We start from the raw sequence: 13,255 nt of genomic DNA on the forward strand, positions 1-13,255 counted from the left end.
TTGTCTACAAATATCCAAATGTTTAAATTGATCGTAATTTGTATTACTGGTAATGTTTGGAGAGAAAGGAGGACATTCTGTTTGTTTTTTGTAAGCGTTTAACTAAATAATGAATGAAATGAAGGAGGATTACTCGAATGCATGTGAATGAATGGAAAAGAGCTAAAGCACCCTTAATTCTGTTTCTGTCCCTTCTGCTGATTGTCCTGTCCTATGGAGGATTTGGCTCCAAGAGCTATGCCGCTCCGCTCAGTCTCCTTAACGGGATTCAGTTCAAGGATACTTCAGGCAATCCGGTTAATGCGCATGGCGGTGGAATGATCAAGTCTGGCAGCTATTATTATTGGGTTGGGGAGAACCGGGATGGAACGAACTATGTATCACTTTACCGTTCAACAGACCTGAAGAACTGGGAATTCCGCGTGAATATACTATCCAAGAGCAGCGCCCCAGAGCTTGCAACCGCCAATATCGAACGCCCCAAGCTTCTTTATAATGCGGCAACCGGAAAATATGTGCTATGGGCGCATAAAGAAAACGGGGTAGATTACGGAGAAGCTAAAGTCGCTGTTGCCTCAGCCTCCAATATCGAAGGTCCATATACGTATCAAGGCAGCTTCAGGCCTCTTAACTACGATTCCCGTGATATGACGGTATATAACGATAACGGCACCGCTTATCTGATATCAGCCACAAGGGTGAATGCCGATCTTAACATTTATCGTCTGACTCCGGATTTTCTGGGCGTGGAATCATTGGTCCAGACCCTGTGGGCAGGCTCATACCGTGAAGCTCCTGCTATGTTCAAGCGGGGCTCTACCTATTTCCTGATCACTTCCGGCGCAACAGGCTGGACTCCTAACCAGCAGAAATACGCAACCGCTTCCAGCATAAGCGGAACCTGGAGCGCCCTCTCCAATTTCGGAGATTCACGCGCTTCCGAGTCACAAGCCGCCTATATCATTCCTGTTGAGGGTAGCTCATCCACGTCCTATCTATATATGGGTGACCGCTGGGCCGGAGCCTGGGAGCGTCCCGCCAATGAATCCAAATACGTATGGCTGCCGTTGACATTCCCTTCATCGACCACCCTCTCCATGTCATGGTACCCGCAGCTTAACATCGACAGTGCAGCAGGAACGGTCGCAGGAACTCCTTTCACGGTAGACAGCAGCCTCACGTATGAGCTGATTAACCGCAAAAGCGAAAAGGCTTTGAACATTAGAGCGAGTGCAACAGCAAATGGTGCAGATGCCGAACAATGGACCGATACTAACTTACCGGGTGAACGTTGGACGCTGATCGACGCTGGCGACGGGTACTATAAGCTTAAGAACACCAACAGCGGATTAATTCTTGGCCCTGAGAATGGCACTACGACCGATGGAACAGTCATCGAACAGTGGTCAGACGGGGGTTGGACCAGCCAGCACTGGCAGCTGATAGATGCGGGCGGCGGCTTCTTCAAGCTGAAGAACCGCGCTACCGGCAAATTGATAGACGTCTCCTCCGGCGCACTCACCGACGGTGCCAATGTGATTCAATGGAGTGACAACAACGGCTTGAATCAACAATGGCAAATCGTCGTGGCCAATTAATAAATGGTACTGCTTCCTTCTCCAGCGTTGTGGTCACTATGATTGATCGCGTGGTAGCGTTCACTGAGCGTCCATTCAAGTCCACACGTTGATCTTTCTCAAAAAAAGGAGGCGTCACAGAAGCCATTACATGGCTTTTGGGACAGCCTCTTCTTTTGGAAAAGCCTTCTGTGGACTCGCTGTTACTGCTTTATCTTTTTGCTCTGCTCCAGCAATTTCTGTTTGCGCCCAGAGATCAGGCTGGCGGCTAACCCAAAGCCGTAGACTACCGCTCCGAATCCATAAGCCACTCCGTAGCCACCGAGATGATCAATCATCCACCCTGTCATTCCCGGACCCAGCATTTGACCTACCGCATAGAATATTGAGATAAATCCGATGGCAGTTGGAACATACCGGGGATTGACTTGTTTCGCAGCCTTCAGCTGAATTAATGTAACCAGACCACCAATACTGGAGCCCCAAAGTACTGATGATAAGACGAACCCCGGAATACTGTGATTTAGAAGCGGGATGATATCCCCTGCCGCGGCGCAAGCCCAAACCAGTATAAACATCCGGTTTACACCAAATCGGTCGGACAGACTGCCCCAGACAGGGCCGCCTGCAATGCTGAAGATGCCAGCTATGGCGTACACCAGACCGGCAGCGCGGTCCGAAATCCCTTCAGCCAGCATGAAACCAGATTGATATAGATTGGGGACAAGATATGCTATACCCACTAGAAAATAGAGTACAGCCACCTGCATCAATGATTTATTTTTTAACCACTTCGGTTTGTCTGTCTCCTTCACGCTCCCTACAATCTCGGGGTTTCTCAGGATCAATAAAGCCGCGATTAGCACAACAAGTGAGATGATACCGAACCCTAACCAGACCGCACGCCAGCCTAGAACGGGGAATTGAGCGATTAGTAAGGGTACTAAAAATCCGCTTAACAGCATCCCGATACCTGCACCACTTAGCAACATCCCGAGGACGATTCCCTTCTTGTCCGGGAACTGGCCCAGCATGAGGGAAATGAGCGGAGTGAACACCAGTGCACTGCCCCCTCCGGCCAGGAACATGAACAGAGCCACCCAAATGAACGAATATGATCCGGAAAGGCCAAACATGCTGATGACAACAGCACCGCCTCCTGCCATAAGAACAGCTTTGCTACCCCAGCGGACAGCGAGTATACCCGATAACCCGACCGATGCCAGGTAACCTAGAAACATGATCGTGCCAAGCATCCCTCCCTGTGAAATTGACAATCCGAGTCCGGCCTGCATATAAGGCAAAACTAGCCCGTAGGCCATTCGCGCAAACCCTGTCGTGGTCACAATCATCAACATCCCGGTCAGTACAAACGGCCAGAAGGATGGGAGAGGGGCTGAATTGAAATTGGAATCAGAACTGTATTTCGAGCGCACCTAGGCACTCTCCCTTCTGTGAAAATATGAAAATAATTATTACTATAGTAAGGTTTTTCTGACGGCACCCTCTACCCCAAGGTGGATTAAAATCCCCGTTTCACGGAATCCATGAGATTCTCTGTAATTTAACCATCCGATTTCATGAAAAAGCCCTTCAGTAGGTTCTGAAGGGCTTTTTCTGTGCCTGGCAAGTTCAGTTGTTTGTGAAGAGAGAGAGTTAACCGGTAAGTTGACAGTCTGTTCTAAATAAAAGCCTGTCATTACCATGTTATATCCGGGAAGAATTTTCACGTAGCAATGCGCTGGGATTTACTCCGAATTTCTTGCGGAACGCCTCGGCAAAATGGCTTGGATTCGAGTAGCCCACTGCGCAAGACACTTCAATGACGTTGGACTTGCCGGCTTGAAGTAGCTTTAAAGCCTGCTCCATCCTCTTCTCTCGCAGGTATCCAAAGATGGTGTTGCCATACATTTCCTTGAAGCCCACCTTGAGCTTGTAATCATTCAAACCGACCATACGCGACAGCTGCAACAATGATGGAGGATTATCCATCTGCTCCAGGATTATTCGGCGCGCTTCGCCGACGCGCAACTGGGTCTCTTGGCTAAGCCCTATCCGTTCCTCTTTTCCTTCAAGAAAAGTGCGGAGCGCCAGTTCCAGGAGTTCTAACACCGTATACTCCAGCTCAATATTATTCATCGTTCCATCTCTTAGGCTTGCTGCAATGTGGTGAAGCGAAGCACTGGCGGAGGCTGGCGGCTTCTCCTGAAGCAACCGATACGACTTTCCTCCAAGAAGGCTGTTAAAGTCAGCCTTTTGCACTCCCCCGATGGAGGTCATAAAATGATGAAACACGCCGACAGACATCCCGATGCCCAACATTCGAAAAGATTGTGCTTGGCCTAGCTCCAATCTCGCTTCCGAGGTATTAATCAGTTGCAAACTCCAATTGGCAGGCATGAACTCCTGACGAGCGCCAGGTACACTTATCTCCCTGCTACCCTCATAACAATACCCAAACTCTACCATTGGCACGAGTGAATCTAGGCGTATATCATGGTCCTGGTACAGCTTATAGTCTGACATAACCATCTCCAACTCAGAGCGTGGGTGCAACCGAAGAATCTGTCCTATTCCTGTCGTAGGATGAAGCATATAGCTTGAACTTCCGGCTTGATGACCTCCTTCAAGCTTGTCAAAGAAATGATTGAAATTATATTGAATCGAATTGTTCATAATTAAGCACTCCATGTGTTCTCTATATGATAATCATTCTCATTGTAAAGAATAATTATCTTTTTTTCGAACTCCCATTCAGAATCGCGTAGTGATGTACGAATCAACCGCATCTTACTTACTAGCCAATATTTCGCTGGCAATCTGCTCTAATACTGCAGGCCTGCCCAACTGTACATTTTCCTGTTTTTTATCCTGTACGCTGTTTCTAACCTGTATGTATAAAAAAGACGCATTCAATTGAATGCGTCTTTCACTACTACTATATATGCCGAGGACGGGGGTTGGACCCGTACGGTACTCACGTACACATCAAAAACCTTTTCGTAAAGTATATTCGACTCAATCTTTAAATGATAGTTTAGTTGGATATTTAAATTCAGATTTAATGACTGAATCCTCAATTAGGACAAAACTTTAGCGATGAGTTCATTTTTAGAAATTATGTTAATATGCAATTACCTATGTATTCTTTTTAATCAATTCACGTAATCTCTCCTTAGCTTTATCCTTATCAGATGTACTTAGATTCTCATTGTTACTTTCATCAGTTAGATTATTTTCTTCTGATAAGTTTTCTACTATCTCTGATACTACCCAGTCAACAAGTTCAGTTTTCTCTCGTGTTTTTCTTTCAAGCTTCATTTTTCTGAAATAATTCATAAGTAAATATAAAATAGATTGTAACATTATTATGGCTACAACTGTCATTATAATAGTTCGAGTAGTTGTGCTAACAACTTCATTGATTGGAATATTCTTGCTTGAGATATCATCAGAATATGAGGCCTGTAAATTCTTATTATCATCACGAAACCATACCTGTAAATACACAATAGCATTCTGCGATAATCTGTCCATGCTAATGTTAATAATTGAATTTGCACTTACTTTACTATCTGTAATTGACTCAGTACTTTCAATCTTATAATCATAGATATCACCATCTAAATTTAATTGAATTCTTAAATTTCTTGATGGGCTTCCAACATTCTTAATCTTAATTATTCTAAATGAATTTACTATTGCTTTATTGGTTGTAAAATATGCATTCGTAACACTTAGTAATCCATCTGGTATAAATTGAGCCGTTTTACTTGATTCAATTCTTACATTAGTAGTTTTACTCAATCTATCGTAAATATTATTTCCAAATAGTAAAACAAGTAGTGAAATCCCAGCACTTATTATTGGAACTATTATTGAAAGTTTACTCTTATCCTTCAAAGATGCCTCCCCCTTGTCTATAAGGCATCTCAAATACAATAAGTTCTCTTGGGATAAAGTTATTAGTTTGACCAAAGCTAATAAATTGAAGCTCCCCCTCGTTAACAATATCAGAAATTTTATTATTAATTTCGCTCGATGAGTGGTATTCATGCATCGACAACACTTCGTCTGTCACTAACAAACCTACTCCATTATTAAATTCTGAGTTATGTAAAGAACGACAGAATGTTAAGCGTAATACAAGATGAATAATATTCCTTTCACCAAATGAAAGAAAATTAAAATTCTTCTGTTTCAGAATTTCTTTAAATGAGATATTATGAAGATTCTTGTTTGACAAGTCAAAACGCTTTAGTGTCTCGTAAAAAAACGACTCCAAGTCAATCATTTTTTCGTTAATATATTCTTCACTAATTCTTTTTTCCTGTTTGTAAACTGAATTTGAATTTTGCAGCAAGTCATAATTTTTTATGGACCGCTCCTTAATTTTTAAATATTCGTATTTTAGAACATCATTTATTTTATTTAAATTAGGAATATCAACAAAATGACCGATAGATTCCTCGACCTCTTTTTTATACTGCTCTACAAACTTCAAACCCTGGCTCTCAAGAGTAACCTCTTCTTCAATGGTTTTAATATCACGTTCAATTTGATTTAAATATTCGGAATTAAAGCCAATAATTTTGTTGTAAGTATCTCTTCTCTCTAAACTGCTCCCTTTAAAATCCAGACCTGAAAAAAAACTATAGCTAAGAATATCAAGTGATGCGCGCTCATTAAATTGCGAAATAAATTTAATATCCAGCAGTTCAGTGTAAATCTCATTTAACTCCACAGACATAGCTCTAGCCTTTTTTTGGATATCTCCTTCAAATATTATTGTACTTGAATCCATTTTTCTTGAAATCTTGACAAACTTATTACCAAATCTACATTCCAACTGCGGGCTTTCTATAAATCGAACATTTGCTAATCTTGAGGAGTTACTCTTCAGACCTAAAATATATTGAATTAAGTTAAACAAAGTTGTTTTACCAGTAGCATTAGCCCCAATAATGTAATTTTGCTTTTCGTTAAATTCTATTACAGTTTTATTATTGATTTGAATTTTCTTTAAAACTATTCTGCTCAAGAGCACACCTACAATCTTATTTTATAATGTTTGATTTAGACCCGAATTTTTAACAGATACAAGCTGATGCAAGTATCTAATCAATGGAAACTTAGATTTTGTAAATAGACATGTTTGCTTATACTGCAACCTTCAATAAGTGCTCACAAAATTTAATACAACAAAATCTGTTTCGGATGGTACAGGTTCCCTTTAATATTTAAATATCTAAACTTTTCCATTCCATTCTGAACTTGTTTAACGTATATTTTTGATTCGTTTATGCGGAATTTAGAATACACCGCTACATTTCCTAAACTTGCATTAGACTGTATATATTCAAGCACTTTGTTGTTATTGATAATTAACTCTACAGTTGGTAAATTGATAACGCCACTTCCATCAGGCTCTACCCAGGGCGATCTTAATTTCAAAACATGAAATTTAAAATTCTCGTTCGGAGGCACAATTCCTTTCAACGCTCCCTCAATGCACATTGGATGGGTCACATCATTTCTTTTAATATATGTATAACATCTACTCAAATCGTCGGACTCAAAATAAAATTTACTCCATTTAATTTTTTGCTTATCATATTGTAATTCTATCAATTCTCTAAGTTCATCATTAGTCTCAGTTAAGGAACGAAGCTCCATTATTCGTTGCATCGTAGAAAAATAAGAATTCAACTTACCTTTATTGACATAGACCTTAGAAGGACGCTTTAAAGCATAAGATGTTTCTTCATTTTCAATCTCATCTTTTTTTGAACTATTTAGCGCTCTCAATGCCTCATCAATTATGTTAAGACGAAAGTTATATTTCCCTTCTTCAATAGCCTTAATAATACTATCATCCGACTCTCTGGCGATAACTTTAACTTGACCCTTTGTGTTGTACTTACAATCTATGTCATGGGAATTCTTCTCACTAGATTCAAGGCGAAAATAAGCATTTACAACGACTGTCTTATCCGCGTACTTTTTCTTATGGGCATCTACAAAGATTACTGGAACTCGACATTTTTCTGTTTTGCACTTTAAAGATCCGTTCATGGCTTTATTGGCATAATTAATTTTAATAACTTTATTTTCTTCCGTGTAATAAGCTTCCGACATCTTCGTTCCCATATTCAACCTCAATTCAGTAATTTATTTCATTAGCGTCGTTAAAAAATTGATGGTATATCTAATAGGATTTTTTTTGATTTTAAAATAGAAACCTCAGTGTCCTCCTTTGTTTCAGTTGTTTTGATTTGATAAAAGTTCTTACTAATATGCGAAGGATTATACCCATTTCTGACATAGCATCATGGAATTCAATATTGTCTAACAGATAATACAAAATTCAGTGCTACTAATTACTTTCCCGTTTTAAGAATCAATTGTATTTAATTTCTTATCATCGAGATACTTTATTCTAAAATCTAAATTAATTTAAAGTGACTAGAAAGTCCGACCATAGACTTTAGAACTATATTAAGATACATAATTCGCCAAAATGTTACTAAAACCTTCCAAACACGAATTCTATTTAAGAGAATTTTGTGAATATGTAGAAAACCCTAAGATTTAATATTTATAAGATAATCAGAAAATACTTTGAAGGAAATCCCTTAATTTTACCATCTCACTACTCCATTGAATAACTTTGAATGCCCAATAAAAAAAGAGTACCCACAAAGGCACTCTTCCACTTACTTACTCCCTAATTACTCCCTACTCCCCCGGAACATACTCCACCAACTCCGACAGCTTACACTGAAACGTATCACATAACCTGACCAGCGTCTCCAGCTTAACAGTCTCCAAGTCGGTCTCCCGATACAGTTTGTTAATCGAATTCCGGCTCAGGCCTGATTTCTCCATTAGCTCGGTGATGTCGTCGATCCGGTGTTTGGCCATTAGGATTCTTAAGTTGCTTCTCAACATGAGGCGTAGCTCCCCTCTAGTTATTATGTATGTATAGTTATGCTCCATTTTTCATTATCCTTATAGAGTTAATTTTTAACTTTACAATATGAATCATAGGGTTATATAATAACCTTATAAGGTTAACGACAGGGAGGTGTATGCTGTGTATAAATCTTTAGAAGCTCTAACCGATGCCTTGATTCGTATCCGGCTGGAAGCGATGTACCGGGAACTGCTGGATATAGATCCTACATATAAAATGCTGCTGCAAGAAAGTGATCAGTACTTCCACCAGCTTAGGAACGCCCTACCCGAGGACCAGCAGGATTCTGCTTTCCAGTATGAAGACACGCAGTTCTCTCTTCAAGTCATTACTGAGCGCTCCATCTACCTGCAAGGCTTCAAGGTTGCGCTCTATCTCTTCAATGAGCTGCGGAGTTCCTCTCCTGCATAATTCTATCTTAATTGCACAATTTCCTGTCTCTATCGTGAACTCTGTTTCTATCCTAAATTCTGTTTTTATCCTGTACTCTTGTTTTCGATATCAGTATGTATAGAAAAGACGCATTCAGCAGAATGCGCCTTTCTCTATTGCTATTTATGCCGAGGACGGGGGTCGAACCCGTACGAAGGTCACCCTTCGCAGGATTTTAAGTCCCAGAAGTCATTTGGACTTTAACCCCCTGCAGTGGAATATAAGGGAACCTACAATCCGCAAAAAACCTTGTAGAATCAAGGGTTTTTGCGGTTTTTCGTGTTTTCCTTAGAGCCACAAGGGTTTCCGGCAACAAGCAACAGAAAGAGCAAATTTAGCCTTTGGAGAGAACTGCGAGAGAACTCGGAGAGAAAAATGAGAGAACCAGCCCGCTCCCTACCATTGACAATATGTTCGGAGCAAACCTCCGGGGAGGTTTTCATAATGAGACAAACAACCGTTATCACCATTGCCAATCAGAAAGGTGGCACAGGCAAGACTACCACCGCCTACAATCTGGCGTGCGCCTTGTCCTATGAAAATAGAAAAGTGCTGCTGGTTGATTTCGACCCACAAGGCAATCTAAGCATGTGCTTTGGAATTGAGAATCCAGATCAGCTTAAGTTTTCAATGTTCAATATTATGAATGCCCTCATGAGCGACGAACCACTGCCGGCTCCTGAAGAATACATTCATAATCATGGCAATATAGACCTCATCCCAAGCAACATTGAACTATCCGTTGCTGAGATTAATTTAAGAGATGAAATGGGTGGGGAAAAAACTCTCACCACATTGCTCGAATCCATGAAGCAAAGATACGACTATATCATTATAGACACAAATCCCTCTCTTGGTCTACTAACGATAAATGCCCTGGCGGCCAGCGATAGTGTGTTGATTCCAGTAAACCCTCAATTGTGGTCAGCGACAGGCCTAACTCAGCTTCTGAAAATTATCATTAAGGTAAAGAAACGAATTAATCCGCGGATTAACATTGCAGGTATTTTAATGACCATGTGTGATACTCGAACCAATTTATATAAAGAAGCCTTTAGGTTGGTAAAAGCATATTACCAGGAAACCGTCCGCATCTTTGATGTTCAGATCCCTCTTTCCGTAAAAGTCGGAGAGGCGAATTTCTACAGTCAAAGTATTATTGAATTCAATCCTAAGTCGAAGGTAGCCACAGCTTATTGCAGTTTAGCAAAGGAGCTGATGCAAGTTGAGCAATAAGCGACCTACGCCTAAACTTTCAAGCATTGATGAGCTTTTACTTTTGTCTCAAGGACCCAACCTTACGACATCATCCCCTGAAAATTCAGGAGTCACTTCTCTTCTACTCTCCAGCCTTATTCCCTTTTATAAACATCCATTTAAGCTCTATGAGGGCAAAAAACTGGATGACCTAATCGAAAGTGTCTTGGAGAACGGTGTTCTAATTCCGGTTATAGTCCGTCCAATGGAACAAGACTCCTATGAAATCCTCTCTGGGCATAATCGCGTCAATGCCGCTAAAGCCGCAGGGTTACTTTATATCCCTTCCATTATTAAAGAACATTTGACGGAAGCAGAAGCTGTAATTATCGTGGTGGACACCAATTTCAATCAACGTTCCATTCAGGATATGTTGCCCAGTGAGCTCGCCCGTGCCCTGCAGATGCAACTTGAAGCTTGCAAGGAGGCTAAGCAGAAGCAGAGTAAAATAACTCAGCTTGAAAACGGCGAGCCCCCTTATAACACAAAGGATTCTGAGTCCACTGTCCCAGTGGGACAGCGAACTTGGAGTGTGGATGAAGTTTCTGAGAAAAACGATATGAGCCCAACCAATATCAAACGATATTTGCGCTTGAATCACCTTCTACCAGAACTCATGGAAAGAGTAGATCAAGGTGAAATCAAGCTTCGCCCGGCCGTCGATCTCTCTTATCTGAAGCGGGAAGAACAACAAACCGTGGAATCCTTAATACATGTACAGGGTTACAAAGTAGATATGAAAAAATCCGAGCTGCTTCGAGCGAAATCAGAAAACCGTAATTTAACTGAGCAAGCCGCATCAGCGATCCTTTCCGGTGTGTCTAGCCGGAAGCCAAAAAATATGGTTCCTGCTCCATTCAAGCTAAAGCATAAAGTATATGCCAAATATTTCTCTCCTGAGAGTAAAGCCGCAGAAGTTGAGGAAATCATCGATAAAGCTTTAACCTTATATTTTTCGCTCCAGTCAGAGCCTGAACAACAAATTGAAGAGGAGGAAATTAAATGATATTCAAAGATCTGGCTCATGAACAGTTTTATGAAGGTAATGTCATTCGTGCTGAGCGTCAACACGATCCTTACCGATCCGCTCTGTTTTATCTATTAGGCCTTACAGAAGATACTCGCCGTCACATTAATGATCTTTATGATTTCAGAGAAGACAGCATTAGGCTAGAGGGCTTAAACAACGGCTGGCAGACAGGAACAACGGTGCGTCTTTCCCGCCTCGCATTTAACCTTTATTCGGGCTATACGGGAAAACATGAAGAAGAGACCCACTCTTTCAGCCCCTATTATCTGTTCGATAATGGACTCATGCCATATTTCTTTGAAGGGATCAAGCTTCGCTATCCAGCCTATGCCGTGGATATTAAACGAGATTGGCTTCCCTTTGTGCCAGACAAAGATATCTATGATGAGTTGGAACAATAAAAGTCACACGATCCACAGGAAGGGAGGATAACCATCGTGGCTCGTGTTGATATGCTCCAGGCAATCTATACATCTGCTGTATCACAAATTTCACACTCACCGAAAAATTGGATGGATTATTTGGAATTCGCTGCTGGAATCTATAAATACTCCTTTGATAATAGTCTGCTGATCTATGCTCAGAAACCAACTGCCACCATGCTGGCTCCTCTCCCTCTTTGGAATCAGATAGGTCGTTATGTGAACAAGGGTGAAAAGAGCATTGCCGTTTGCGATTTTCAGCTGGGGAGTCCTGTGCTGAATCACCTGTTTGATATCACTCAAACTACAGGGAGATCGGCTCCTGCACTCTGGAATCTGGAACAAATTGACCAAGTTGAATTAGCAGGACGCTTGACTTCATATGACACCATGGACCTTACCAATGCCATCTTCGATCTGACCAAAGCATCTGTTGGTTCTGCTTGGAATGAGCTGCTGCAAGACTTCGAGCATGATGTCGAGAATCACTTTCTTGGTACACTCCCCCTGCATGGCTTAGAGCAACATATGGCTGATCTAATAATGGACAGCGTTCGCTATCTTATCCACCGCCGCTGCCGGCTGCCGGAGCCTAATGGAATTGATTTCGCCACCATTACGCATTTGGATACTCTTCCTCTTGTCGCTCGTTTGGGCTATCAGGTAAATGACATCGCCCGCAGCTTGCTTAACGATATTGCCCGCTATATTAAAATCATGGAAAACGAAAGGAGTACCTTTTATGAACAAGAAGGAACATCCGAGTCTAACCTATCACGAGATCGACGGTCTGCTGTATCCCGACCTGCAAATCTCGGGCAATCCGGAAGCGAACCAGCAGCCGCTAGGCAAGTATGGGCGGATGGCGCTGAACCATCTGCGCAACCATCACCCGCAGCGCTTCCTAATTCTTCAAATGCAAGGCAGTCTGATGGAGAAAATACACCAAGTCGAACAGGAAGCACTGGAACGGTTGGAGCAGTTGAGCGAGCAACTGCTTCGACTCCAGCCGATGCCGCAGACCGAGGATACCCTAGTACGAACGCGCCATCTGAATCAGATCAAATCCACAGCAGAGGAACTGGTGCTGAACGAAATCGTGCTGAGACCGAGATAACCGCACCTTCATCTCCCGCAATTCTTAAGCAACCCTCTTCCCCGGAGCCGCCAGCCAGCGGTTCTTTTTTTACGCCTGAAATTAACGACGGTGCAGAAAAACATACTGCCGAGGAAATGCTGGAGTACTTGTTGCGTAGTGATCGGGGGAAATCAGTGATTAAATCACGCATCTACCAATTCGTGACCGAGCAGCATCCCGTTAAACCGGCCGCTCTTGTCCCGACGCTCAAAGTAATCTATGGAATTGGAGGCGCATGGGGCAGCTTTGACAATGACCTGAAGGGATATATGACGAATAGCAAAGGAATGGAATTGGAATGGAAGGAAGCCGATGGCACCCATCGAGAAGGACTTACCTGGAATAGGGTAGCAGCTATGATTTTAAGGCTGATTGGAGAAGGACGTTATGATGAACAATTCTCCCCCTTCCCGCTGGAAGAAC

12 protein-coding genes are annotated in these 13,255 nt (G+C 42.0%); 6 read left to right on the forward strand and 6 right to left on the reverse strand.

Features of this window, described 5'->3' with window-relative positions; all coding sequences use genetic code 11:
- The first annotated feature begins 137 nt into the window (after positions 1-137).
- On the forward strand, positions 138-1,598 hold the full coding sequence (locus MKY12_RS22100; protein ID WP_339310807.1) for an RICIN domain-containing protein: 1,461 nt from the start codon (positions 138-140) through the stop codon (positions 1,596-1,598).
- A gap of 182 nt (positions 1,599-1,780) precedes the next feature.
- On the opposite strand, the gene MKY12_RS22105 is transcribed toward MKY12_RS22100, so the two are convergent.
- The 6 genes from MKY12_RS22105 to MKY12_RS22130 form a co-directional block, all read right to left on the reverse strand.
- On the reverse strand, positions 1,781-3,013 hold the full coding sequence (locus MKY12_RS22105; protein ID WP_339310808.1) for a YbfB/YjiJ family MFS transporter: 1,233 nt from the start codon (positions 3,011-3,013) through the stop codon (positions 1,781-1,783).
- 271 nt (positions 3,014-3,284) lie between these two features.
- Positions 3,285-4,253 (reverse strand): AraC family transcriptional regulator, encoded by a 969-nt coding sequence (locus tag MKY12_RS22110; RefSeq protein ID WP_339310810.1) that lies wholly within the window; start codon positions 4,251-4,253, stop codon positions 3,285-3,287.
- A 462-nt stretch (positions 4,254-4,715) separates the two neighbouring features.
- Positions 4,716-5,480 (reverse strand): hypothetical protein, encoded by a 765-nt coding sequence (locus MKY12_RS22115; protein WP_339310811.1) that lies wholly within the window; start codon positions 5,478-5,480, stop codon positions 4,716-4,718.
- Positions 5,470-6,618 (reverse strand): AAA family ATPase, encoded by a 1,149-nt coding sequence (locus MKY12_RS22120; protein WP_339310813.1) that lies wholly within the window; start codon positions 6,616-6,618, stop codon positions 5,470-5,472. The genes MKY12_RS22115 and MKY12_RS22120 overlap by 11 nt, the downstream gene beginning before the upstream one ends.
- A gap of 152 nt (positions 6,619-6,770) precedes the next feature.
- On the reverse strand, positions 6,771-7,727 hold the full coding sequence (locus MKY12_RS22125) for a hypothetical protein (protein ID WP_339310815.1): 957 nt from the start codon (positions 7,725-7,727) through the stop codon (positions 6,771-6,773).
- A 588-nt stretch (positions 7,728-8,315) separates the two neighbouring features.
- The gene (locus MKY12_RS22130) at positions 8,316-8,528 is read right to left on the reverse strand and encodes a helix-turn-helix transcriptional regulator (RefSeq protein WP_076154267.1); all 213 of its coding nucleotides are present in this window, start codon (positions 8,526-8,528) and stop codon (positions 8,316-8,318) included.
- Between the two features lie 145 nt (positions 8,529-8,673).
- Between MKY12_RS22130 and MKY12_RS22135 the strand changes: the two genes are divergently transcribed.
- The 5 genes from MKY12_RS22135 (at position 8,674) to MKY12_RS22155 (ending at position 12,811) form a co-directional block, all read left to right on the forward strand.
- Complete coding sequence (locus tag MKY12_RS22135; protein WP_339310817.1) at positions 8,674-8,964, forward strand: hypothetical protein; 291 nt, start codon at positions 8,674-8,676, stop codon at positions 8,962-8,964.
- Positions 8,965-9,429: 465 nt separating this feature from the next.
- Positions 9,430-10,221 (forward strand): ParA family protein, encoded by a 792-nt coding sequence (locus tag MKY12_RS22140; RefSeq protein WP_339310819.1) that lies wholly within the window; start codon positions 9,430-9,432, stop codon positions 10,219-10,221.
- Positions 10,211-11,248, forward strand: a complete 1,038-nt coding sequence (locus MKY12_RS22145; RefSeq protein ID WP_339310821.1) for a ParB N-terminal domain-containing protein — start codon at positions 10,211-10,213, stop codon at positions 11,246-11,248. The genes MKY12_RS22140 and MKY12_RS22145 overlap by 11 nt, the downstream gene beginning before the upstream one ends.
- Positions 11,245-11,673 carry a DUF6075 family protein gene (locus MKY12_RS22150; protein WP_339310822.1) on the forward strand — a complete coding sequence of 143 codons (429 nt, stop codon included), beginning with the start codon at positions 11,245-11,247 and terminating at the stop codon, positions 11,671-11,673. Before MKY12_RS22145 ends, MKY12_RS22150 begins: the two co-directional genes overlap by 4 nt.
- Positions 11,674-12,436: 763 nt before the next feature.
- Complete coding sequence (locus tag MKY12_RS22155; protein ID WP_339310824.1) at positions 12,437-12,811, forward strand: TnpV protein; 375 nt, start codon at positions 12,437-12,439, stop codon at positions 12,809-12,811.
- Positions 12,812-13,255 lie beyond the last annotated feature (444 nt).

The sequence above is a fragment of the Paenibacillus sp. FSL M7-0896 genome (assembly GCF_037975415.1).
In the GTDB taxonomy this organism is placed as follows: Bacteria; Bacillota; Bacilli; order Paenibacillales; family Paenibacillaceae; genus Paenibacillus_AQ; species Paenibacillus_AQ silagei.

Coding starts and splice junctions, on each gene's coding strand:
- MKY12_RS22150 (WP_339310822.1), top strand. CDS start 11,245: ATGATATTCAAAGATCTGGCTCATGAACAGTTTTATGAAGGTAATGTC.
- MKY12_RS22140 (WP_339310819.1), top strand. CDS start 9,430: ATGAGACAAACAACCGTTATCACCATTGCCAATCAGAAAGGTGGCACA.
- MKY12_RS22155 (WP_339310824.1), top strand. CDS start 12,437: ATGAACAAGAAGGAACATCCGAGTCTAACCTATCACGAGATCGACGGT.
- MKY12_RS22125 (WP_339310815.1), bottom strand. CDS start 7,727: ATGGGAACGAAGATGTCGGAAGCTTATTACACGGAAGAAAATAAAGTT.
- MKY12_RS22100 (WP_339310807.1), top strand. CDS start 138: ATGCATGTGAATGAATGGAAAAGAGCTAAAGCACCCTTAATTCTGTTT.
- MKY12_RS22110 (WP_339310810.1), bottom strand. CDS start 4,253: ATGAACAATTCGATTCAATATAATTTCAATCATTTCTTTGACAAGCTT.
- MKY12_RS22130 (WP_076154267.1), bottom strand. CDS start 8,528: ATGTTGAGAAGCAACTTAAGAATCCTAATGGCCAAACACCGGATCGAC.